Source organism: uncultured Cohaesibacter sp. (assembly GCF_963556055.3).
Taxonomy (GTDB): Bacteria; Pseudomonadota; Alphaproteobacteria; order Rhizobiales; family Cohaesibacteraceae; genus Cohaesibacter.
Genome location: NZ_CAUVYE020000031.1, coordinates 252,225 through 275,876 on the forward strand (window position 1 = coordinate 252,225; position 23,652 = coordinate 275,876).

At 53.8% G+C, this 23,652-nt stretch carries 24 protein-coding genes; 12 read left to right on the forward strand and 12 right to left on the reverse strand.

The window, feature by feature from the left end:
- Positions 1-56 precede the first annotated feature (56 nt).
- Positions 57-1,292, forward strand: a complete 1,236-nt coding sequence (locus tag ACHZB8_RS20630; RefSeq protein WP_316863074.1) for a homoserine O-acetyltransferase — start codon at positions 57-59, stop codon at positions 1,290-1,292.
- 5 nt (positions 1,293-1,297) lie between these two features.
- Entirely contained in the window at positions 1,298-1,942 is a 645-nt protein-coding gene (gene metW / locus ACHZB8_RS20635; protein ID WP_316863384.1) for a methionine biosynthesis protein MetW, read from the forward strand.
- A 33-nt stretch (positions 1,943-1,975) separates the two neighbouring features.
- Here metW and ACHZB8_RS20640 read toward each other — a convergent pair whose 3' ends face one another.
- Positions 1,976-2,782: a class I SAM-dependent methyltransferase gene (locus ACHZB8_RS20640; RefSeq protein WP_316863076.1), complete on the reverse strand. Its 807-nt coding sequence runs from the start codon at positions 2,780-2,782 to the stop codon at positions 1,976-1,978.
- A 246-nt stretch (positions 2,783-3,028) separates the two neighbouring features.
- Here ACHZB8_RS20640 and gloB point away from each other — a divergent pair, with 246 nt between their 5' ends.
- A complete protein-coding gene (gene gloB / locus ACHZB8_RS20645; RefSeq protein ID WP_316863078.1) occupies positions 3,029-3,805 on the forward strand; it encodes a hydroxyacylglutathione hydrolase in 777 nt (258 codons plus the stop codon).
- 50 nt (positions 3,806-3,855) lie between these two features.
- Here the strand turns inward: gloB and ACHZB8_RS20650 are convergent, their stop codons facing one another.
- On the reverse strand, positions 3,856-4,347 hold the full coding sequence (locus ACHZB8_RS20650; RefSeq protein WP_316863079.1) for an Lrp/AsnC family transcriptional regulator: 492 nt from the start codon (positions 4,345-4,347) through the stop codon (positions 3,856-3,858).
- A gap of 433 nt (positions 4,348-4,780) precedes the next feature.
- Here ACHZB8_RS20650 and ACHZB8_RS20655 point away from each other — a divergent pair, with 433 nt between their 5' ends.
- From ACHZB8_RS20655 to ACHZB8_RS20665, 3 genes are all read left to right on the forward strand, one after another.
- Positions 4,781-6,295: an aldehyde dehydrogenase family protein gene (locus ACHZB8_RS20655; protein WP_316863081.1), complete on the forward strand. Its 1,515-nt coding sequence runs from the start codon at positions 4,781-4,783 to the stop codon at positions 6,293-6,295.
- 144 nt (positions 6,296-6,439) lie between these two features.
- A complete protein-coding gene (locus ACHZB8_RS20660; RefSeq protein ID WP_316863082.1) occupies positions 6,440-7,246 on the forward strand; it encodes a metal ABC transporter ATP-binding protein in 807 nt (268 codons plus the stop codon).
- Positions 7,236-8,042 (forward strand): metal ABC transporter permease, encoded by an 807-nt coding sequence (locus ACHZB8_RS20665; protein ID WP_316863083.1) that lies wholly within the window; start codon positions 7,236-7,238, stop codon positions 8,040-8,042. Before ACHZB8_RS20660 ends, ACHZB8_RS20665 begins: the two co-directional genes overlap by 11 nt.
- Here ACHZB8_RS20665 and ACHZB8_RS20670 read toward each other — a convergent pair.
- Positions 8,039-8,917, reverse strand: coding sequence for an EamA family transporter (locus tag ACHZB8_RS20670; RefSeq protein ID WP_316863085.1), 879 nt, complete (start codon positions 8,915-8,917; stop codon positions 8,039-8,041). The genes ACHZB8_RS20665 and ACHZB8_RS20670 overlap by 4 nt on opposite strands.
- 112 nt (positions 8,918-9,029) lie before the next feature.
- Positions 9,030-9,758, reverse strand: a complete 729-nt coding sequence (gene phbB, locus ACHZB8_RS20675) for an acetoacetyl-CoA reductase (protein WP_316863086.1) — start codon at positions 9,756-9,758, stop codon at positions 9,030-9,032.
- A gap of 545 nt (positions 9,759-10,303) precedes the next feature.
- On the opposite strand from phbB, the gene phaR reads away from it, so the two are divergent.
- Complete coding sequence (phaR, locus tag ACHZB8_RS20680; RefSeq protein ID WP_316863087.1) at positions 10,304-10,885, forward strand: polyhydroxyalkanoate synthesis repressor PhaR; 582 nt, start codon at positions 10,304-10,306, stop codon at positions 10,883-10,885.
- 11 nt (positions 10,886-10,896) lie between these two features.
- Here phaR and ACHZB8_RS20685 read toward each other — a convergent pair whose 3' ends face one another.
- Positions 10,897-12,585 (reverse strand): GGDEF and EAL domain-containing protein, encoded by a 1,689-nt coding sequence (locus ACHZB8_RS20685; protein ID WP_316863088.1) that lies wholly within the window; start codon positions 12,583-12,585, stop codon positions 10,897-10,899.
- Between the two features lie 289 nt (positions 12,586-12,874).
- On the opposite strand from ACHZB8_RS20685, the gene ACHZB8_RS20690 reads away from it, so the two are divergent.
- Positions 12,875-13,204: a hypothetical protein gene (locus ACHZB8_RS20690; protein ID WP_316863089.1), complete on the forward strand. Its 330-nt coding sequence runs from the start codon at positions 12,875-12,877 to the stop codon at positions 13,202-13,204.
- 248 nt (positions 13,205-13,452) lie between these two features.
- Here the strand turns inward: ACHZB8_RS20690 and ACHZB8_RS20695 are convergent, their stop codons facing one another.
- Together ACHZB8_RS20695 and rpmF are read right to left on the reverse strand one after the other, a co-directional pair.
- Positions 13,453-13,869 carry a hypothetical protein gene (locus ACHZB8_RS20695; RefSeq protein WP_316863090.1) on the reverse strand — a complete coding sequence of 139 codons (417 nt, stop codon included), beginning with the start codon at positions 13,867-13,869 and terminating at the stop codon, positions 13,453-13,455.
- Positions 13,870-14,073: 204 nt separating this feature from the next.
- Positions 14,074-14,253 (reverse strand): 50S ribosomal protein L32, encoded by a 180-nt coding sequence (gene rpmF / locus ACHZB8_RS20700; RefSeq protein WP_119306424.1) that lies wholly within the window; start codon positions 14,251-14,253, stop codon positions 14,074-14,076.
- A 563-nt stretch (positions 14,254-14,816) separates the two neighbouring features.
- Here rpmF and ACHZB8_RS20705 point away from each other — a divergent pair.
- Complete coding sequence (locus ACHZB8_RS20705) at positions 14,817-15,740, forward strand: polyprenyl synthetase family protein (protein ID WP_394706240.1); 924 nt, start codon at positions 14,817-14,819, stop codon at positions 15,738-15,740.
- 29 nt (positions 15,741-15,769) lie between these two features.
- Here ACHZB8_RS20705 and ispG read toward each other — a convergent pair whose 3' ends face one another.
- The 5 genes from ispG to ACHZB8_RS20730 form a co-directional block, all read right to left on the reverse strand.
- Entirely contained in the window at positions 15,770-17,008 is a 1,239-nt protein-coding gene (gene ispG / locus ACHZB8_RS20710; protein ID WP_394706241.1) for a flavodoxin-dependent (E)-4-hydroxy-3-methylbut-2-enyl-diphosphate synthase, read from the reverse strand.
- A 189-nt stretch (positions 17,009-17,197) separates the two neighbouring features.
- Complete coding sequence (locus ACHZB8_RS20715) at positions 17,198-17,716, reverse strand: Fur family transcriptional regulator (protein ID WP_316863095.1); 519 nt, start codon at positions 17,714-17,716, stop codon at positions 17,198-17,200.
- Positions 17,717-17,900: 184 nt separating this feature from the next.
- Positions 17,901-18,350, reverse strand: coding sequence for an Rrf2 family transcriptional regulator (locus ACHZB8_RS20720; RefSeq protein WP_316863097.1), 450 nt, complete (start codon positions 18,348-18,350; stop codon positions 17,901-17,903).
- Positions 18,351-18,517: 167 nt separating this feature from the next.
- Positions 18,518-18,880 (reverse strand): helix-turn-helix domain-containing protein, encoded by a 363-nt coding sequence (locus ACHZB8_RS20725; protein ID WP_316863099.1) that lies wholly within the window; start codon positions 18,878-18,880, stop codon positions 18,518-18,520.
- An 83-nt stretch (positions 18,881-18,963) separates the two neighbouring features.
- Positions 18,964-19,161 carry a tautomerase family protein gene (locus ACHZB8_RS20730; RefSeq protein WP_316863100.1) on the reverse strand — a complete coding sequence of 66 codons (198 nt, stop codon included), beginning with the start codon at positions 19,159-19,161 and terminating at the stop codon, positions 18,964-18,966.
- 250 nt (positions 19,162-19,411) lie between these two features.
- Between ACHZB8_RS20730 and gcvA the strand changes: the two genes are divergently transcribed.
- From gcvA to ACHZB8_RS20745, 3 genes are all read left to right on the forward strand, one after another.
- Positions 19,412-20,332, forward strand: a complete 921-nt coding sequence (gcvA, locus tag ACHZB8_RS20735) for a transcriptional regulator GcvA (protein WP_316863101.1) — start codon at positions 19,412-19,414, stop codon at positions 20,330-20,332.
- A gap of 167 nt (positions 20,333-20,499) precedes the next feature.
- On the forward strand, positions 20,500-21,687 hold the full coding sequence (locus tag ACHZB8_RS20740) for an acyl-CoA dehydrogenase (protein ID WP_316863102.1): 1,188 nt from the start codon (positions 20,500-20,502) through the stop codon (positions 21,685-21,687).
- Positions 21,688-21,811: 124 nt separating this feature from the next.
- On the forward strand, positions 21,812-23,479 hold the full coding sequence (locus ACHZB8_RS20745; protein WP_316863103.1) for a thiamine pyrophosphate-binding protein: 1,668 nt from the start codon (positions 21,812-21,814) through the stop codon (positions 23,477-23,479).
- Positions 23,480-23,652 lie beyond the last annotated feature (173 nt).

A 23,652-nucleotide genomic window follows, 5' to 3' on the forward strand; every position in this document is an offset into this window, starting at 1 on the left:
TGCTTCCTAGCTACGTTGCATGAACGCGCGATCTGCCCCCTTGGAGGAAATGCAAAATGAACATCCCGACCGATAGCGACACCCCGGCTCACGGTCATGAGGGTCGGGAAGTCAGTGCCTTGAAAGAGGCCCAGTCCCCGAGCAGCAAGAGCGTGACCTTTGGCCCCGACAAGCCACTGATGCTGGATGCCGGTGTCGAGCTCAGCCCCTTTTCCATTGCCTATGAAACCTACGGAACACTGAATGAGGATCGCAGCAATGCCATTCTGGTCTTTCACGCCTTGACGGGTGATCAGTATGCCGCCTCCCCATCTCCGGTCACAGGCAAGATGGGTTGGTGGTCGACAATGATCGGACCGGGCAAGCCGATTGACACAAATCGCTATTTCGTCATCTGCTCCAATGTTCTGGGAGGCTGTTCAGGCTCCACGGGTCCGGCTTCCATCAATCCGCAAACCGGGAAAGTCTATGGCCTTGATCTACCGGTCATCACGGTTCCGGACATGGTCCGGGCACAAGTCATGCTGATCGACCATCTCGGTATCGACACGCTTTTCAGCGTCATTGGCGGGTCCATGGGCGGCATGCAAGCCATGCAGTGGGCGGCGGAGTATTCCTCACGCGTCAACACCGCAATTCTCATTGCAACCGCCTCTCATCATTCATCACAGAATATCGCCTTTTATGAAGTAGGGCGTCAGGCAGTCATGGCCGATCCGGAATGGCAACGCGGGCGCTATCATGACCATGGAGTAACGCCACGAAAAGGCCTGTCCGTTGCGCGCATGGCTGCTCACGTCACCTACATGTCAGAACAGTCACTTCAGAGCAAGTTTGGCCGGGCCCTGCAAAATAGCGATGAAAAGGCCTTTTCCTTTGACGCCGAATTTCAGATCGAAAGCTATCTGCACCATCAGGGCATGACCTTTGTTGATCGCTTCGATGCCAACTCCTATCTCTATGTCACCCGAGCCATGGACTATTTCGACCTTGCGGCCGATCACAACGGCCAGTTGGCAAAGGCCTTCATGAATACCGAGACACGCTTCTGCGTGGTCTCCTTCACCTCAGACTGGCATTTCCCGACCGCCGCCAGCCGCCACATCGTCCATGCTCTGAATGCAGCGGGAGCCTCCGTCAGCTTTGTCGAAATCGAAAGCGACAAGGGACACGACGCCTTCCTGCTCGAGGAACCGGAGTTTTTCGATGCGATCAACGGTTTTCTGCATTCCGCAGACCGGGAGCTTGAGCTGTCGAAAGCCGCCAGGGACAACAAGGAGACAGGTGCGTGAAAAACATGACGAAAAAGCCCTTGATCGTCGGAGGCCGCGCCGACAATACGCGCATCGATTTCGAACTGGTCGCCGACATGATCGAGCCGGGCACCAAGATCCTTGATGTTGGCAGCGATGATGGCGCTCTGCTGGAGCTGCTGCGAGACACACGAGATGTCAGGGGACGCGGCATCGAGCTATCGCAAAAAGGGGTCAACAAATGCGTGGCCCGTGGTCTCTCCGTCATCCAGGGAGACGCGGATGAGGATCTGATCTATTACCCGGACGACAGCTTTGATTATGTCATCCTCAGCCAGACGATCCAGGCCACGCGCAACCCAAAGATGGTTCTGGAGCATCTTTTGCGCATTGGCCGCAGGGCAATCGTATCCTTTCCGAATTTCGGGCACTGGCGCGTCCGCACAGACCTGCTCTTGCGCGGTACCATGCCCGTGAACGACTATCTCCCATATAGCTGGTATGATACGCCCAACATCCACTTCTGCACCGTCCGCGACTTTGTCAATCTGTGCGGGGAAACCGAAGCCAAAATCGAAAAAGCGCACGGCCTTCAGGGCAATGGAGAGCGGATTTCCTTCAGTGCTCCATGGTGGTTCTGGAATCTTTTTGCCGAACAGGCAATCTTCCTTCTTCGCCGCAAGGACTGAGCGAACAAGGGCCACGCCAGATCGGGAAGATCGCTACGAGTTCAAAAACAGGTCTCCTTCACCGGCCCGCTCTTCTGCCGGGAAGCGCGAAGAATAATGATGCACCGATGCGGGCAGGTTTGGAACTGGCAGGAAGACCGGGCGGAAGCTTGCCTTGACCATCTGGCTCTCTTTGGTGACAAGGCCTTGAGCCATCAATTTCGTCGCCTCCACAATGAGGACACCTGAAAAGGCTGGCCAGAACTGAGCCCCGACGCGTTCCCACAAATGAGCCGAACCGAAAAAACGTTCCCGCTTGAAAGGCGCGAAAAAAAGGCCATCATTCCAGCGTGTGGGGGTAAACATGGTATCGCGCAGCAGATGCGTGAGCTGCCCTCTCGAAAAGGGGCGTCCATAGGCAAAAGGCGAATGCTCAAGCCGCGCCCAGACCCCCCGACGGTTCGGCACAACGATCAGCAAACGCCCACCCGGGGTCAAAACCCTCCAGATCTCGCGCAAATGCTCCGCCGGATTGTCCACCAGTTCCAGCATATGCACAAGAACGATGCGATCAATGCTGGCGTCGGCCAGGGGGAGTTGATTGCATTCGACAAGAGCGGTGAGGGAAGATCCGTTCGACGGCCAGTAGACAGCCCCCTGTCGCGACGGCATGAAGGCGAGAGTGCGATCGGCCCCGTTGCGCATACCGCGAAGATAGGGCGGAGGATAACCGACCCCCAGAATGCTCAGTCCCTTCACATTCGGCCAAAGCCCGCGGATACGCTGATTGATATAGTGAGCGGTCACGCGGCCCAGAGGCTGGGAATAGAAATTACGCAGATCGAGAACATCAAGAAACATATGTTGGTGATCCCATCCCGAACAGAAAGAGAGAGCGAGCAAATGATATCTTCACATCGTTAATGTGGCATCTCACGGGGGGGATTCCAAGATGTAAAAAAAACGAAGCGATCGGCAAGGGCATCCAGATTTCAAATATTTGTGAGCTTGCAAGCGGTGCCAAGTCACGCCAGCCTATGGATCTTGTTCGTGAAACATGCCAATGTGTTTGCGACACCGGGTAACCTGCCATTGGAGAGTTGAAACATGGCTCAGCATCCTCTTTTAACAAAACTCATCCCCTGTCGTTCAGACAATTACGCTGTTCTGGCACATGACCCGGAAGAGAATGTGACGTTGCTGGTCGATGCTCCCGAAGCCACGGCGATCCGACAAGCACTTGAGGAAACAGGTTGGTCCCTCACCCATATTCTGGTCACCCACCACCATTTCGATCATGTTGATGGGCTTGACGATATCAAACAGGCAAGCGGTGCTCACGTCATCGGCCCGGCCCTGAGCCTCGACAAGATCCCCTCGATTGATCAGGGCGTTGCCGATGGTGACGAAATCCGGTTTGGCGGGCAGAAAATCTATTGTCTGGCGACGCCCGGACACACGCTGGACCATATCAGCTATTGGCTACCGGAGGCGGAATTGGCCTTCACCGGTGACACGCTCTTTGCCATGGGCTGTGGTCGTGTTTTTGAGGGCACCCTCAGGGATATGTGGTTTTCGGTCGACAAATTGGCAAAGCTACCCGCTGAAACCACAGTCTTTTGTGGCCATGAATATACCCAAGCCAACGGCGATTTCTGCCTGACAATCGAGCCTGACAATCAGGCACTCCAACAGCGGGTTGAAGAAATAAAGGCGCTGAGACAAAAGGGCCTGCCCACGATACCAACAACCATTCTGGATGAGCTATCAACAAACAGTTTCGTTCGCGCCCACGAAGGAGAAGTGAAAGAGGCTTTGGGCATGGCAGAAGCAGAAGACTGGGAAGTCTTTGCCGAAATTCGCAAGCGCAAGGATAACGCCTAGCCCCCGTCCATCCGGACCAGGCGCATTCGTCAACATGACCGAAACCGAGACTAGAACGGCTCGCTTCCAAACAGCTTTTTGGCGGTTTCGTTGATCAAGGTATGCCGACGATCAAATTTCTTGGCCAGAATGATGTTGGTCATCGTCCGCACGACACCCTGAATTTCCCCTATTTCATCGAGCAGAACATCAAGATCTTCCAGCTGCGGCATCTCGACGATCAGCGCCAGATCAAAGGCACCATTCACCGTGAAACAGGAAGAAATTTCCGGATAGTCTTCCAGCTTCCCCACGACGGAGGCTTGCATTTTCGGATCGATTTCGACAAAAACGATGGCCCGATTGAGCGTTTCAAGGGGATCGCTGTTCAGCAGCACTGTAAATCCGTCGATCACACCCTCACGCTTGAGCCGCTCAATCCGCTCGTGAACCGTCGAACGCGCAACATCAAGTTTGCGACCAATTTCAGACGTTGAAAGCCGCGCATCAGCTTGCAACAGCCTGATAAGCTTTCGATCCAGTTCATCAAGCGCTCTTCGCATCAAGCAATCCTCTTCAAATTGATAAACCAAAAACAATGCCCACCGAATTTTCGGACATATGCCACCGCGGTCATTTCAATTGCTCACTTATTCATGATTTTTCATTTCGCACTAGTGGCAATTTGATACATTACCAAAAATTCCCGGCAATTTATCAGAACTATCCAGCAGTTTGCGAAAACCACAATAACACCCCTCTATATAAAAAGGCACTCGATAATTATACTAAAAGTCGACATCAACAAGTCTGTCATAAAAAACAATATCTTAAAGGTGGACAACTCCTCCCGGTTGATCCATCGGAGCCTTTTTCAAGCTTCTTGCCCACCAGAAGGATCAGGACAACCGACCCATAACAAAGGTCGCAACAGGTCCCTGATGCAAAGATCGCGCGAATAGCTCTTTACAATCACTTTCACTGGAGATCCCATAGATGAGCTCTTCTCTCGCCACGGAAACCAAAACTTTGCTTGAAGCAATGGGCGTTGAGGCGTCCCGACTTTCCGGAACCATAAAAGTGAGCAGCCCGATTGATGGCTCGCTGATCGGCGAAGTCGCCGAGAAAACACCTGAAGACATGAACAAGGCCGTCGAACTGGCGCACGAAGCCTTTCAGAGCTGGCGGGTTGTTCCTGCCCCTGTCCGCGGCGAACTGGTTCGCCTCTTGGGCGAAGAATTGCGCAAACACAAGGAAGCTCTGGGCAAGCTCGTCTCGATTGAAGCGGGCAAAATCCTTTCCGAAGGCCTTGGTGAAGTTCAGGAAATGATCGATATCTGCGATTTTGCCGTCGGACAGTCACGCCAGCTTTATGGCAAGACCATCGCATCGGAACGCCCAGGTCACCGCATGATGGAAACCTGGCATCCGATGGGCGTCTGCGGGGTCATCTCAGCGTTCAACTTCCCCGTCGCCGTCTGGTCGTGGAACACCTGCCTTGCGCTTGTCGCGGGTGATGCCGTTGTCTGGAAACCATCGGAAAAGACACCTCTGACCGCCCTTGCCTGCGATGCAATTCTTGAAAAGGTAATCGCCAGTTTCGATGCAGCGCCCGAAGGCCTGCACCAACTGATCATCGGTGGCCCCGCTGTCGGTGAAGCTCTGGTCGACAATCCACTCGTACCGATCATTTCGGCAACCGGATCCACCCGCATGGGCAAGGCCGTAGGCCCCAGAGTTGCGGCCCGCTTTGGCCGGTCCATCCTTGAACTGGGTGGCAACAACGCCATGATCGTCGCACCAAGCGCAGATCTCGATATGGCTGTGCGCGCAATCTGCTTCTCAGCCGTTGGCACGGCAGGCCAGCGTTGCACGTCCCTGCGCCGCCTCATCGTCCATGAAAGCGTTGCGGACACGCTGGTTCCACAGTTGAAAAAGGCCTATGCCTCTCTGCCGGTCGGAACACCCCTCGATGCAGGCACCCTGGTGGGTCCGCTCATTGACAAAGCCGCCTTCGACATGATGCAGACATCGCTTGCACATGCCAAAGCCGAAGGTGGTACAGTCACCGGTGGCGAAAGGACCGACGTCAAAGAATGCGATGGCGGTTATTATGTCCGTCCAGCCATTGCCGAAATGCCTGCCCAGACCGAAGTGGTGAAGACCGAAACCTTTGCCCCAATCCTGTATGTCATGACATACAAGGATTTCGACGAAGCCCTGAAGTTGCATAACGACGTCCCGCAAGGCTTGTCATCCTGCATTTTCACTCTCGATATGCGCGAAGCTGAAACCTTCATGAGCGCAGCCGGGTCTGACTGCGGCATTTGCAACGTCAATATCGGCCCATCAGGTGCCGAAATCGGCGGTGCATTCGGCGGCGAAAAAGAGACCGGCGGTGGACGTGAATCCGGATCCGATGCATGGAAAGGCTACATGCGCCGCGCCACCAACACAATCAATTATTCAGCTCAGCTGCCACTCGCGCAAGGCGTGTCGTTTGACGTTTAGCGTGCACAGCAAAACAGAAATGTTAAGAAAAAGGGCCGCTTGAGGCCCTTTTTTGTGTTATGAAAGGATTGACCCTTGAGCTTGAGAAAAAATGTTATATTATAACATTCCTTCTCTCTTCTCCTCCTAAGAGACAGCACACGCGTGACCACAAGCAATTCCCTCATTTCCGGCACCGGCATCTCTGTGCACAGCGATGGCAAGGTCCTGCTCGACAATGTTTCGATATCTGTCAGTTCGGGCGAGATTGTCACCGTCATCGGACCCAATGGCGGCGGCAAGACAACTTTGCTCAAAGCCCTGCTCGGTCTGCGCACGATCACCAGCGGCAAGGTTCAGCGCGCCAACGACCTCAATATAGGCTATGTGCCGCAGAAGCTGTCGATAGACCGAACCCTGCCGCTCTCGGTTCACCGTCTGATGACACTGACGGGCACCTACAGCAAAGCCGAGATCATCGCCGCTCTGGAAGAAACCGGTGTGGACCACAAGCTCCATGATACGATCCACACGCTTTCGGGTGGTGAAATGCAAAGGGTGCTCTTGGCTCGCGCCCTCATCCGCAAACCCGAATTGCTGGTGCTTGATGAGCCGGTGCAAGGCGTGGACTATATCGGAGAGATCTCGCTCTACCAGTTGATTGAGAGCATCCGCGGCAAATATCGGTGCGGCATTCTTCTTGTCTCTCATGATCTGCACATGGTGATGCGCGCATCAAACCGTGTCATTTGCCTCAATACCCATGTCTGCTGCTCCGGCCAGCCCACTCATGTGGAGCAGAGCCCGGATTATCAACGACTGTTTGGCACGAAAGGTCTTCAGACCATGGCTCCCTATGGCCACAGACACGGCCATTTCCCGGAAAATGGCGAGCCGCATGACCACATCCATGAGGAAGCCTGCGACCATCATCACCATGACGAGAAAAAGGAATCTCATCATGCTGGATGATTTTTTCATGCGCGCCATGATAGGGGGCGTCGGCATCGCGCTGGTTTCAGGCCCCCTCGGCTGCTTCATCGTCTGGCGGCGCATGGCCTATTTTGGCGACACCATGTCCCACGCTGCGCTGCTCGGAATCGCGCTGAGCCTGATGCTCAATCTGATGCCATTCTGGGGCGTTTTCAGCATTTCCATTGTCATAGCCCTGGCTCTTTATGGCCTTGAGAAGCTGGACCGGCTCTCGAGCGATACGCTGCTCGGCATACTTTCTCACGCTTCCCTCGCTATCGGGCTCATCGCCCTCAGCTTCATGACCTGGCTGCGCGTCGATGTGATGTCACTATTGTTCGGCGACATCCTCTCGATCAACAAAGGCGACCTGACACTCATATGGAGTGGTGGTGCGATCGTGCTGCTCCTGCTCTTTTTCAATTGGCGCACACTGCTTGCGTCAACCGTCAGCCATGACATTGCCGCAGCCGAAGGCATGCCGATAAAGAGAGCCAATCTCATCTTCATTCTGCTGATTGCGCTTGTCATCGCCGTAGCCATGAAGTTGATCGGTGCATTGCTGATCACATCCCTGCTGATCATTCCAGCAGCGGCGGCCCGCCAATTTGCCCGCAGCCCGGAGAGCATGGCGCTGCTTGCCGCACTCGCCGCCTGTTGTTCGACCATTCTTGGCCTCAACATTTCGCTTGTGTGGGATTCCAATCCCGGCCCCTCCATCGTCCTGGGAGCCTTCCTGATCTTTCTCATCTCCCTCGCCATGGCCCCGATCGTGCGATCATTTCGCAAAAATTAGGATTTGGAGCGAAAGAACAGATCCTTGGAGGCCAGCACGGCCCCAAGCGTGATGAGAAGAGCAGCGAGCCCAATAACAAGGGTGAAATCGGCGACACCACCCAGGATGAGCACGCCTGTCGAGAGCAGTGGGGCGGCATAGGCTGCCGCTCCCAGCACCTGAATGTCACCATGCTTGACGCCATAGTCCCAGACATAGAAAGCTCCGCCTGCGGGCCCCAGCCCCAGACCGATGGTCGCCAGCCATTGAGTGAGATTTTCCGGCCAAACCGTTGTTTCGAAGACGAGATGCGCACCAATACTCAAAAGCATGGCAACGAAACAGAAACCGACAACGATATCGGTGGATACATTGGCAAAGCGCCGCGACAGCACCGAATAGCCAGCCCAGAAAAAGGCACCGAAAAGCGCAGCACCATAGCCCGAGATATAGCGCGGATCGATGGAAATCGAGCGCCCCTTTGTCACCACCAGAATGGCACCTGCCAATCCCAGAAGAGCCCCAAGGGCATGGAACCAGCGAAGCCGCTCGCCGGGAAGCAGCGACGAAAGAACCACGATCAACAGCGGCCAGAGATAATTGACCAACCCCGCCTCTACAGGCGGCGATAGCCGAAGTGCGGTATAATAGGCCGCATGATAGCCAAAGATTCCGAACACCCCCAAGGCCCAAACGGTCCATGGCTGTTTCAAAACCCTGATGGCGCTTGGTCTGCGAATCCAGCTTACAAGACCAACCAGCCCCCCGACCAGAAAAGACATCGCGGTTAGCTGGAAGGGTGGCACCTCGCCGCTCAGGACCGTAAAAAGGGCCAAAAGAGACCACATTAGAATTGCAGTGAATCCAACAAGCGTGGCAAGCAATCGTTTTGACATGGAAACTCGCATCCGGACAAATTTGTAAAGGCTTTCCTACAAATACACAAAAACCGCAGAAGGAAAGCTCCTGCGGTTTGTTATCAAAGGCTTTTCTCGAAATGGCTATATTTTAGCCATTTGCCATATATTGCCCGCCATTCATCGTCACCACCGAACCGGTAATGAACCCGGCATGATCCGAAGCAAGAAAGGCAACCATTGCGGCGATCTCTTCGGCCTGACCAAGCCGCCCGACCGGAATGTTGGCAACGATGCTTTCAAGCACTTTTTCCGGGACTGCGGACACCATATCCGTGTCGATATAGCCCGGACAAATGCAGTTGACGGTAATCCCCTTGCGGGCCACTTCCTGAGCCAAAGCCTTGGTGAAGCCGATGACACCGGCCTTGGCTGCTGAATAGTTCACCTGACCCATCTGACCTTTCTGGCCATTGATCGACGAGATGTTGATGATCCGGCCATGACACCGGGCGCGCATTTCATCAAGCACAGGCTTGATCATGTAATACATGGAATTGAGATTGACATTGATGACTTCATGCCATTGATCAACCTCCATCTTGTGCATCATGCTATCGCGCGTAATACCGGCGTTATTCACCACGATATCGATAATTCCGAGATCCTGCTCCACCTGCCGCAAACCCGCATTGCAGGCTTCGGCGTTGCCGACATCCCATTTGTAGGCCTTGATGCCAGTGCGCTCGGTGAAGGCATTGGCGCTTTCGTCATTGCCCGCATAATTGGCGGCCACGATAAAGCCCGCTTCCTTCAGAGCCAGTGAAATGGCCTCACCTATTCCTCTTGTCCCTCCCGTAACAACGGCAACTTTGGACATGCTCTTTCTCCCCTCTGGCAAGTCGCGATCCCTGTCTCTTTCCCGATCAGGCCGATCTGCGCTTACCCGTTTTCGCTCGCCTTCAAGACCCGTGACCCTCCGCAGTACGGCAAAGATCTCTCGCCACCTGTTCGGCCCTCTGCAAGACACTGTCCGAAACGTCTCCCGTTCCACGCCTGTATTCATCAACCGAAAGAGCAAAGTGCCTTTCGATAGTCCACTCTCTGTCACCAGCACCGGCATCCCAGATAGCCCTTCTCTGCTGCATCGCAAAAAAAGCAGGGCATTTGGCTCCTCAGACCGACGCTGGTGCCTTGAAAATCGTTTAGAAGTTGGGGATGAGTCAATTACGCCATGGGCCTAATCTGAAAGACCAATGAAGCCCTTACAGTCGAAACAGAACAAAATTTGCATTTTTGCACTTGCAAAAAGGATAGGTGGCTCACTATTGGCAATGCAGCATGAACAATTTAAGCTATAGATGTGCTAGCACCAACTCTATACCAATCCCTGACCAGTCTGACCCTTTTCAAGAGGCACTGAACATGAAAACGCAATCGGATCAAACTGTCATCAAAAAATACGCCAACCGCCGACTATATAACACAGGGACCAGCACCTATGTGACGCTCGAAGATCTTTCAGAGATGGTCAAGGCGGGCGAAGATTTTGTCGTGTTCGATGCGAAAAGCGGTGAAGATATTACCCGCTCTGTCCTGACCCAGATTATTTTTGAACATGAAAACCGAGGCCAGAATCTTCTGCCCATAACGTTCCTGCGCCAGCTTATCCGTTTCTATGGCGATTCGATGCAAAGCCTGGTGCCAAGCTACCTTGAATTCACCATGCAGAATCTGGCCAAGGATCAGGAACAATTGCGCGACCAGATGGAGCAATCCTTTGGTGCCAAGGCGTTTGAGGCCATGGAAGAACAGGTGCAGCGCAATTCCGAGCTGTTCGAAAATGCGATGAAAATGTTCATGCCCTTTGGCACGACACAACCCAAAAAGCAGCCACAGCCAGAACCTGAAGCACCAAAGTCAAGCGAACTTGACGTCCTAAAGGATCAGATTGCAGACATGCAAAGAAAAATCACCGAATTGGTCGACAAGAGCAATCGCGGCTAGATCGCACGGGATCAGTTCACGCTGACCATTTCGCTTTCATCACCAAAGGGCAACTGCTTGCTGGGCTCGCCAAAATGAAACCCCTGAAGATAGGTGACATCCAGTGGTGACAAGACATCGACAATCTCGGAACTGACGACCCATTTTGCAACCACATCAAAGCCAAGTTCCTTGGCAAGCTCGGCAAACATCCGCACAATCGCTCGATTTTGACTATTCTGGGCTATATCCAGCATGAGAGATCCGGCAATCTTCACCATGTCAGCCTTGACCTGTTTGAGATTCTGGAACGATGTGTGGCCTGCCCCGAAATCGTCAATAGCGACTTTTGCTCCCAACTCGTGCAGAGACGCCACAAAATCGGTAGCAACAGAAAGATTGTCCAGAATGGCTGCTTCGGAAATCTCGATCATCAAACGTTCGGCAACATCCGGGAAATTCGCAATGCGTGCCCGCAAATAGGCCATCCATTCCTTGTCCGTGCCGATTTCCGGTGAAACATTGATGCTGAGCCGGGCATCTGAATAGGTAAAGAGCAGATCAAGCGTCATTTCCAGAATGCGATGATCAAGCATGGCGGCCAGCCCCAACTGCTCGGCAAAATCGATGAATTCCACGGCCGGAATAGGAGCACCATCCCGATCATCGATGCGCACAAGCACTTCGTGCAAAACGACATCACCGCTCTTTGCCTCAACGATCGGCTGAAAGGCAAGCTCAATCCGTCGCTCGTTGAGAGCAGTGATCACTTCGTCAGCCATCCGGATTTTCTTCTGCCGCTCTTCCAGTGCAAACGGTTTGGCGTGGAACGATCTGAAGGTACCCCGATTGTGATGGGTGGCATGGTCGAGCGCATCAAGAGCACAGATTTCCGCAGTCCTGAGATCCCTGACCTCTTCGCCGAGATAAACCCCACCCATGGACAGGGTCACGTGAACCGGACCAGCATCCGTGATGATCAGCTCTTCACGGGCGGCATCGAGAAAGCGCTCGGCTGCCGCTTCCATTTCCTTCTCGGAGCAATTGTTGATCAACAGACCGAATTTGGTACCTGAAATCCGACCCACCAGATCCCCGTCACGCAGACGCCGCGAGATCCGCTTGGCAATTTCCTTGACCACCTGATCGGCGACATCAAACCCGTATGCCTCATTCACGATACGGAAATTGTCGATGTGAGCAACAATGAAACAGGCATGCTTGCCAGCCCCTGCAACCTCATCAAGCGTTTGCTGCAACTGGTCAAAAAAGATGGAGCGATTGAAAAGACCGGTCAGCTCATCAAACTGCGACAGGAAGCGCAACCGCTGCTCACGATGCTGCTGTTCATTGACAACCCGAACGACACCATGAACGCGCTCGGCGCGGCCATCCTCGCCAGCGAACCATCGTCCATTCTCCTCGACCCACAACCGAAGCTCGTTCTCGAATCCAAGCGGGGCCAGACAATAGATGCACTCGAACGGAACCCCTTGCCCTTCATCGCTTTTGCCTGAGCCGAATATGGAGCGATAACGCGAGGTCAGCGTATCTGGCGTGATAAAATCCGTGTAGGCCTTGCCGCTTGGAAAGACGCTGATAATGTCGGTTTGCAGCACATCAAAGGCGTTATTGCTCCAACGCAGCCGATCCCCGCTGGCGTGCCACTCATAGACCACTTCACCGATCGAAGTAAGAATATCCCGCGCATTGTCTGCCATCTTCAGTCCGTAACCCAATCTTGTTGCCGGTCCATGCCTCGGCCAGCTCGCCCTGTCCCCTTTTAGGATCGAACATCGGCAAGCCGGGGACATCAGAAATACCCAGAGTCATAATGGGTCCATCGCGGTTAATTTTTGCCAAATTTATTCCATCACACACATCATTTGCGTTAACCAAGTTATTAACGAAGTGTTAACGTCTGGCTCGGAAATTGCAAATCCTTCCCCTAAACAGGCCAAAAAACAAAAACACGTCTCAAAATGAGACAGTTAACAGGGAAGATAAACGATGTCGGGCTTGAAAATTGTGTCTTTACACGATTATACCGCTGGCCGGAATCAACATTTCCAACAGTTGCTGGGCAACAGTGTGCCGCAGCCAGACAAGGCAAAAGATCGCACGGAGCAGATGGAACAGCCGGTGATCCCGCAAGCCTTGCAATATGCCTCCAATCAGCAGGCATACATCCAGGCGCAAATCCTGGCCAACGAGCTTTACCGCAGCCACAGGCGCCACACGGCCACAAAGAGCCCGCGGGAAGCTGCCCGTGCCTATGGTCAGGCTCGCCGCCGTCCACAATCCGTTTCCGAGATGCCTCAGCAGAAAAACATCATCTAGAAACAGCCCGGCGACCATGAGCGACACACCTGTTAACGCAGCTGTCGCCGACCCGTCCGAAGACAACAAAAGCGGCCCATCTCCAAATGGACCGCTTTTTTCATTTCAGTGTCGCTTTGTTTCAGAATGAAACACCGACAACAGCACGAAACATCTCCACCCTCCCGACAGGATGGGACATCACAAGCAGCAGCAAAAGACAGGGCCCGTCACCTATGGGCCTCTGTCTGACGTCACCCTATCGATAATCACTGAGGCCCGTGACCAAAAGATACATCACGGCGAGCCCCGCGAATGGTCACCGAGTAGCCTGCAATAACGTCTATCAACGATATGAACATCAGAATGAAGAAGACAGACGTCGCAGCCCGACCGACCAGCAGAAACTCGATCAGATAGATGATGAACAGAATCGTCGAGAGAATATGATCGACAATGGACCCGACACTGGTCCGGGTTGCCTTGATGATTTCGACGAAGAGCAGAATCAGCGCCGCGATGATCATCAGATCACCAAGGGTCAGCATGCAGGTTTGCCCCGAGACCATTGGAATATTGATAATCGGCTCGAAACCGGCTTGGGTGATTTCATTTCCAAACCAGCCGAAGGCAAAAATATTATAAACAATCAGCGGAGCAATCAGTAGAGGAATGTTAAAAAGCATTGCGTGTCTCCGTGCAATCTCGATGACTCAAACACATTGCCTGAAAAACAGCATAGGGATATGACCGGCCATTAACAAAAGCAGCATTCCCGATCCGTCCCCCTGGCGCGCCAATGTGCCTCTCTATTTCTTTCATAAAATTGAGCATAAAAAAAGGCCGGACAAGTCCGACCTTTTGAATTTCATCGTCATGAACCAAAGAAATTAGTCTTTCGGCTCCAGGATCTGACGACCACGATACATGCCGGTCTTCAGGTCGATATGATGAGGACGGCGCAGTTCGCCAGAATCCTTGTCTTCGACATAGACCGACTGTTTGAGTGCATCCGCAGAGCGGCGGAAGCCACGCTTCATACGGGTCACTTTACTTTTTGGCACAGCCATGGTCAAAACTCCGTCGTCAATAAGCCACTGTCCGGGGCGCAACCCCGCCGTGGAAACAACTCTAATTGAAGAGATTGCGGGCCTTATACAGAACCAAACCGCACTTGACCAGAGCAATCTTTCAAAAAAGACCGCTTTTTTACGAATTCGCTGAACAGTGCGAGCGGATTTGCGCGTTTTAAACTGGAACCGGTTAACATTCAAGCCCAAAACGGACCCAAGACACGATACCGGCCCGCAAATTCACCTTATCCTTAAGCAGGAACAGATAATCAGCTGGTCAGAGGTGAAAGCCTCTCGATAAATCGCTCTTTCACAAGAGCCACAGCCAGAAACAGCGCCACCACTTGTCAAATCTCACATATTGTAAAGCTGGATTTAAAGCCCATATTTGACACAAGTTGTAATGGCTCTTCTATTGTTTTAGCCCAGAGCAACAGTTACAACAGACTCTGGTAGCCGGAAGATTTTTCAATGACGTTTTGCATCTGATCTTAGGCGGCAATCTGCAAAAAAGCCTCCACGTCGAACTGGAAAGCTGAATTTTAAGGGTTTTGGCAATGATGTCGCGCACCGTCCCCCCTGCACAAACCGTTGAGACGCGTCTCAAAGCATGCGCTGAAGACGTAGCCGAAAAGCTGAACAAATTCCTGACTGACGAGCCAAGGGGCGCCGAGCAGTATCGCCCGCAAAAACTGCTCGATGCCATGCGCCACGGTGTTTTGAACGGAGGCAAGCGGATCAGGCCTTTCCTGATGATCGAGACGGCCAGAATGCTGGGATATGAGCATCCCGGCGTCCTCAGAGCAGCCTGTGCTCTTGAATGTGTCCACAGCTACAGCCTGATCCATGACGACCTTCCTGCAATGGATGACGACGAATTGCGACGGGGGAAGCCGACCGTCCATGTCGCTTTTGATGAAGCAACCGCCATCCTTGCCGGCGATAGCCTGCTCACTCTGGCCTTCGACATCATGGCCGATGAGAAAACGCACTATCGTGCTGAGGTAAGAACCGAACTGATCAGAGGCCTTGCACAAAATGCCGGTATCGGCGGAATGGCTGGTGGCCAGTGTCTGGACATCGAAGGCGAAGGCCGAAACAGGACCGAAGGCGAAATCAGACAGATGGAGCAGATGAAAACCGGTGCCCTGTTGCGGTTTGCGTGCGAAGCGGGGGCTATGCTCGCCGAAGCCAATGCCAAGGAGAGAGCCGCAGTTGCCCGCTTCGGTACCTGCATCGGCCTTGCCTTTCAGCTTGCAGATGACCTGCTTGATGTTACCGCGACCTCCGAGCAACTGGGCAAGACAGCGGGCAAGGACGCAAAGGCCGAAAAGGCGACACTTGTCAGCCTGCATGGCATCGACGCGACAAGGGACGAGCTCAACCAGTTGATCGCTGAAGCGGAATCCGTGCTGACCGTCTTTGGCAGCAAGGCCGACATTCTGTCAGCCACGGCCCGGTTCATCGCCACCCGAAAAAGCTGACCGAACTTGCAAAGCACAAGGGGTGCCCGTCAGGCGCCCCCATTCCCGAACCGCTTCTCGATATAATCAAGAACCATATTGTGAAATTCGGCGGCAATATTCTCACCCCGCAAGGTTGCCGCTTTCTCGCCATCGATGAAGACCGGGGCTGCGGGTGTTTCCCCTGTTCCGGGCAGGGATATGCCAATATCGGCATGCTTGGATTCTCCCGGACCGTTGACGATACAGCCCATCACAGCCACGTTGAGCGCTTCGACGCCGGGATATTTCTCTCGCCATAGAGGCATATTGTCCCGAATATCGGTCTGGATCGCCTGAGCAAGCTCCTGAAATACCGTCGAGGTCGTGCGTCCACACCCCGGACAAGCCGCAACGATAGGAATGAAAGAACGAAAGCCCATCGACTGCAAAAGCTCCTGGGCGACCTGAACTTCACGGGTACGGTCTCCACCCGGCTCAGGCGTCAGGGACACCCGAATGGTGTCGCCGATACCCTGTTGCAGCACCATGCCCATGGAAGCAGCAGAGGCCACAATGCCCTTGGTTCCCATGCCGGCCTCGGTGAGACCAAGATGGAGCGCATAGTCTGACCGTCGAGCCAATTCGACATTAACCGCGATGAGATCCTGAACCTGAGATACCTTGGCGGAAAGAATGATCTTGTCCGCCCCCATACCCAATTCCTCGGCGCGTCCGGCAGACAGAAGTGCCGACTGGATAATGGCCTCATGCATGACTTTTTGTGCGGGCATCGGATCATCACTGGCGGAATTCTCGTCCATCAGCCGGGTCAGCAAGTCCTGATCCAACGATCCCCAGTTAACCCCGATCCGGACCGGCTTGTCATATCGGTTGGCCAATTCGATCAGCGTCGAGAATTGCTTGTCTCGCCGATCCTTGAAGCCCACATTGCCCGGATTGATCCGATATTTGTCAAGCGCTTCGGCGCAAGCGGGATTCTCGCTCAGAAGCTTGTGGCCGATATAGTGAAAGTCGCCAACCAGCGGAACCTCGATCCCCAATCGCAACAGCCGCTCCTTGATGTGCGGCACTGCCTTTGCAGATTCATCCCGGTCAACCGTAATCCGCACCAGCTCCGACCCTGCCTTGTGCAAAGCGGCCACCTGCGCCACCGTGCTATCGACATCTGCGGTATCGGTATTGGTCATCGACTGCACCACGATGGGTGCACCACCACCAACGGTCACAGATCCGACCTTGACCGCGTGGGTTATTTTTCTGGGCAATGGCGAGGTGAGCATGGGCATCGCAGTGACAGAAGGTTGAGACATGGATTCTCACTTTCCCGATCGAAAAAGAAGGGCCAAACCGGGGGGCACCCGGCAGGATCAGACGAACCAACAGCTATATCGCAAATCGAACAGGACTGTTCAAGCCGAGAAGATTTCTATGCCCCATTGTCTGAAAGATCGGATCTGGAACAGGACCTGTGAAACTCAATTCTCAACTGACTTTCGGCTCTCATCCTCGATTTTCCGGCAATCTGCACAAAGGCCGCGAATTTCCATGACCGGTTCATTCGGCTTGAACGAGGCTGCCGAGGCGATGGCCTCGATCATTCCGCCGAGGCTTTCTGACTGAAACTCATCAGCACGCCCGCATTTCTCGCAAAGCAGGAAAATGGTTGCCTCGCCATGAGGCGTATGGCTCTCGCTACAAGCAATATAGGCATTCCGGCTTTCAATCCGATGGATTATGCCATGCTGAATGAGGAAATCGAGCGCACGATAGACCGAAACGGGAGCCAGCATGCTCTCGCCCTGCTCCTTGCGCTCCCTGTTGAGCTGATTGAGAATATCATAGGCGCTGGCAGGAACATGGCTCGAAGCAAGAACCTTCAGCACGGATTTGCGCTGCTCGGTGAGACGCACCCCCTTCTCAGCACACAGCGACACCGCTTCACCCACAACCCGATCAACACAATCTTCATTGTCATGGGCATGAGTTTCGATCATTGCGTATTTCCTTGCATTTCCAGCAACATGATCATCGTCAGTCAGTTAGGCTACGCTTTCGCATATACAGGATCACACGCCAGGTGTATCGCTACAATAAGCCGCATCATTCTCCCGAACAAAGGGGAGGCGACACAAGCAGGGGGCAGCATAAAGGTCATTGGACACCATCAGGTGACCGAATTCAAGCGGTCTTTGCTCCTTCGATATGAAGCAGGTTACGCATATCCCCTTCCCTGGCCGTGAGATCTGCCAAGGTATATTTGTCCAGCGCCGTGAGGAAGGATTCGAGCGCATCATTGAGCGCAGCATTGAAATCACACATCGACAGCAAGGGGCAATCGTAGCTGCCTTCGTCAAAGCAGTCTGCCAGATGGAAATTCTCCTCAGCCGCCCGGATGATCTGACCCAGCGTGATCTCGGATGTGTCCTTGGCCAGTTTCAATCCGCCATTGCGCCCGCGATGAGTCGTAATAAAGCCATTGGAAACAAGAATGGGCAGAATTTTGAACAGGTGATATTCCGATATCCCGTAAACACGTGCGATTTCACTGACTTTTGCAAATTCTTCTTTCTTGGCCGCACAATACATCAAGATACGAACGGAATAATTGGCCTGCTGTGTCAGTCTCATGATTTCCCACCTGTCCTGCTGGCACCCAAAAAGAAGCGTACCAAAGTTATATTTGTTTAACTAGCTCTTTTCCGCATTTCCTTCAATAGCAATAGGCGAAAATGCCATAGGAACCAATGAATATAATATAGGGATAAAAAAGGCGGCTGCCACGCCAAAAAGCAAGCCTATTCTCTTGATTTGCAAATTGCCGGCCCTGCCTCGGGATCAAGTTCACTGGCCCATCGCAAGGACCATTCTGCCACCGGTTCCAGCAGCGAGAAAAGATCCCTCCCCAATTCGGTAAGGGCATAGCCTTCATCGGTCTTCTCGATCAGACCGGCTTCCCTCAGGTCTTTGGTTCGGCTGTTCAGGATGGAAGGAGAAATGGTTTCGCACTGCTCTTGCAGAGAGCGAAAGGTGGCTGGTCCCTTGCTCAGGTTCCAGATGATGCCCATGGCCCATCGACGCCCGAGCAAATCAAAAGCAGCCATGACCGGAGCCCCTCTCTGGGAGCCCCGGACGGGTTTTCCTGGGCGTGGTATTGCCATGTCTTCCATCCTCGATCCGGTAAGGATCTCCACATTATAGAATGAAAGAAAAAGAAACAACCAGATCGCCAGATGAGGTCAGATTATCCGCGCAGCTTTTCAGCCAGCGAGAGACCGCCAATACCGATATTGTCTGCATCCAGTTGTTCTATGAAAACAATGAAGGACTTCTCTGGAATGCGCGTAATTTCTGCGGCGGATGCGGTTATCTGTTTAATGAATGCATTTTTCTGCTGTTGATCAATCTGATCGGCTCCCAGTGTCATTGTAATGACGGGCATCGTTCTGCTCCTTATGCAAAAGGCAAACAATATATGTTTGCTACAAAAATTGTAGCAAACGAACACTAGCACGCTACAAAAATAGTAGCAAGCAGAAAAGTGCATGACCTTTTCGAATGACATAACCACAGGAAAATTCTGAATCAGCGAGAAATTCTTAGACTTTCTTTTGATTTTTACCGAAATTGATGAGAAAAATTACAGTCATCACCAGATCCGAACAGAAATCACCATAACAAAAACGCATGCCATGCTGAATTATCTTCCCTCTCTGTCCGCCCTGCGCGCCTTTGAAGCAGCGGCCCGGCATCTGAGCTTCACAAAAGCGGCCAGCGAACTTGGCGTCACTCAAAGCGCCATATCAAGACAAATGCGAAGCATGGAAGATCTGTTGGGATTGCGGTTGTTCGAGAGAACCGGTACGGGGCTGGTTCTCACCGAATCCGGCGCCATCTATGCTCACAAGATCCGCACCAAATTGCAGGATATAGAGACAGCCACCCTTGAATTGCTTGCCTACAGGGGACAGGGGGGAGAGCTGACCATTGCCTGCCTGCCCACCCTGGCCGCGCGTTGGCTTGTCCCGCGCCTTACCAAATTCACCACAGCCCATCCCGAGGTGATGATCCAGATCATCACCAAGGTTGAGCCCTTCGATTTCGCGGGTCAGGAAATCGACGCAGCCTTCCATTTTGGAGAAGGTGCCTGGCCAAATGCCCTGACCGATGAATTGATGCCCGAATATATCGCGCCATTGGGCCATCCCGGTTTGCTCGAGGAACTGAAACAGACGAGCCTCCAGGAGCTGCTGCTCACTCATCCCCTTCTTCAGGCCTCCTCAAGGCCTTCGCTATGGTCGCACTGGTTCAGCCAGAAGGGCCTGCATCATCCCAATCCCCATGTTGGTCCGCGATTTGAGCATTTTCACATGGTCGTCCGCGCTGCGGCCGCCAAAATGGGCATCGCAGTGATGCCCCGCCTTCTGGCCGAAGAGGAACTGGCAAGCGGGGAGCTTGTCATGCTCGACAAACAACTGACACCCTCCAATGGCAGTTACTATTTTGTCTATCCGCAAGCCAAACGCGCCAATCCGAATTTGCAGACCTTCCGAACCTGGGTGATGCGCGAGGCCTTGGCTGCCAAGAAAAAGATGAACAGCCAGATCGGATAGGGCTTGGAGAGGCTCCCCGCCTGCAAGCGGACATAAACAAATCTCATGAGGGATTGAAATATCCTCGCTTCTCTCGCCTTCCGGCAGGCTCTACTATTGCGCCCATTGACGCCTCATGAATGGGCATGTTGACTGGGCATCATCAACACTTCAAAGGAGCCGGGCCAATGGCCGCCAAATCAGCCTTCACATGGGATGACCCATTTCTTTTTCGCAGTCAATTGAGCGAAGAGGAACGCATGATCATGGATGCCGCCCGCTCTTATTGCGACGACAGATTGATGCCGCGTGTGCTTGAGGCCAATCGACAGGAAGCATTCGATATCGACATCATGCGCGAGATGGGAGACATGGGATTTCTGGGTCCGACGATCCCGGAAGACTATGGCTGCGCCGGGGTCAATCATGTTGCCTATGGGCTGATTGCACGGGAAATCGAACGCGTGGATTCAGGCTATCGATCAGCCATGTCGGTGCAATCGTCTCTCGTCATGCATCCCATTTTCACCTATGGCACGGAAGAACAGAAACAGGCCTATCTGCCAAAACTCGCATCTGGTGAGCTGATCGGCTGTTTCGGCCTGACCGAACCCGATCACGGCTCGGATCCCGGCTCCATGATCACCCGGGCCGAAAAGGTCGAGGATGGCTATTTGCTCACTGGCGCGAAAATGTGGATCACCAATTCCCCCCTTGCCGACATCGCCATCATCTGGGCCAAATCCGATGCCCATGACGGCAAGATAAAGGGCTTCATCGTCTCGGCAAGATCGGATGGCTATTCTGCGCCCAAAATCGAAGGCAAACTGAGTTTGAGGGGCTCCATTACCGGGGAGATCGTACTCGACAGGGTTTTTGTGCCCGAAAATCACCTGCTACCCAATGTCGAAGGCCTATCAGGACCGTTCGGATGCCTCAACAAGGCCCGTTACGGCATCGCCTGGGGTGTGCTGGGTGCGGCGGAATTCTGCTGGCACGCCGCCCGGCAATATACCCTTGACCGCAAACAGTTCGGCCGCCCGCTCGCCCAGACCCAGCTCATCCAGCTCAAGCTTGCCGACATGCAAACCGAAATTGCCCTCGGTCTGCAAGCTGCCTTGCGTGTCGCCCACATGATGGATGACGGCAATTGCCCGGTTGAAAATGTCTCACTGATCAAACGCAACAATTCCGGCAAGGCGCTTCAAATCGCCCGCATCGCAAGGGATATGCATGGCGGGAATGGCGTGTCGGACGAATATCACGTCATGCGGCATATGGTGAATCTGGAAAGCGTCAACACCTATGAAGGCACGCACGATATCCACGCCCTTATTCTGGGGCGTGCCCAGACCGGACTGCAAGCCTTCTGTTAGCACCCAGAACCAGAAGGCCCTGAAAACAACGGATCAGACATGAGTTTGATCAATGAACCCGCCAAGACGGCCCACCTGATCGCTGATATCAGGACATGACCGAAAAAGAGAAAAGGACAGCGACATGACGCTGACAACTGGAGCATCCCTTTTGGTGGATTGCCTCGTGGAACAAGGGGCCTCAACCATTTTCGGCGTCCCCGGAGAAAGCTATCTGGCGGTGCTGGACGCCATTCATGACGCGCCATCCCTGCGCTATGTCAATGCCCGCCAGGAAGGGGGCGCATCCATGATGGCCGATGCATGGGCAAAGCTGACCGGAGAGGTTGGCCTTTGCATGGTAACCCGCGGCCCCGGCGCCACCAACGCCAGTTCCGGCGTTCATGTCGCCTTTCAGGATTCCTCGCCCATGATCCTGTTGATCGGGCAGGTCGCCAGCGACCAGATCGAACGCGAGGCCTTCCAGGAAATTGACTACCGGCGCATGTATGGGCAACTGGCCAAATGGGTCGCCCAGATTGATGAGCCTGAAAGGATCCCTGAATATATCGCGCGTGCCTACCGCACCGCTCTTTCGGGACGTCCCGGCCCCGTTGTCCTTGCCTTGCCTGAAGACATGCTGGTCAAACAGGTCGAGAAACCGGCCCGGTTGCCCACAAGGGCAAAAGCTGCTGACAGTGCACCATCGCCCGAAGCCATGGACGAGTTGAAACAGCGCCTCAGCCAAGCCGAGCGCCCTTTCATGATCGTGGGCGGCGGTGGCTGGTCGCAGGCCGCAAAGGACGCCGTCACCCGATTTGCCGAACGAAATGACCTGCCTGTCGGAGTGTCCTTCCGCTGTCAGGACTATTTCCCGAACACCCATCCCAACTTCGCCGGTCATGTCGGCATTGGCATTGACCCGGCGTTGGCGGCACGGATCAAGCAGAGTGATCTCTTGTTGGTGCTGGGTGCGCGGCTTGGTGAAATGACCACTTCCGGTTATAGCCTCATCGAAACACCGGTCCCCAGCCAGCAGCTCATCCATATTCATGCAGACCCCGAAGAACTGGGCCGCGTCTATCAGCCAGACCTTGCCATAGCTGCCCGCCATGAAACCATGGCTTTGCTACTCGGTGCGCTTGAGCCTGTCCGCAAGGCAACCGATCCAGCTTGGGTTTCCGGCGCCCATGCCGGTTACGAGGCTTTCAGCACCATCCCGGAAAGAAAACTTCCCGGCGATGTGCAATTGGCCGAGATCATGCAGTATATCGATGCCAATACCCCCGACAATACCGTCTACACCAATGGCGCTGGCAACTATGCAATCTGGCTTCACCGCTTCATCAAATATCGCGGATGGCGCACACAGCTTGCCTCCACGTGCGGCTCGATGGGCTACGGCATGCCTGCGGTCGCCGCCGCTGCCATTCAAGACCCGAACCGCCCCGCCATCTGTTTTGCCGGAGATGGCTGCTTCCAGATGACCTGTCAGGAATTTGCCACTGCCGCGCAGGAAGGTGCGCCGATCAAGGTGATCGTGGTCAACAACTCCATGTATGGCACCATCCGCATGCATCAGGAACGGGAATATCCGACCCGCGTATCCGGCACAGCCCTGTCGAACCCGGACTTTGCAGCCATGGCCCGAGCCATGGGTGGCCACGCGGAAAAGGTTGTCAAAACCGAAGAGTTCCCCGCCGCCTTCGAGCGCATGATGGGCCATGACGGCCCGGCACTCATCGAAGTCATCACAGATCCGCGCGCACTGACCCCTGTCAAAACCATCGATGACTTCCGCAACAAAAGCTGAAAACGCAGCTTGAAAATCGCCATGAAATGAAAAAAGAGGGGGGCTCAACGCCCCCCTTTGTGTTATCAGTGCAGCAATCCAGCGGATTTTTACACAAGAAAATTGGAAATGCGACGTTAGTTTTGGCTGCATTGACCCGACAAGATGTGCAACAAATGCGCCCCGAGACCCTT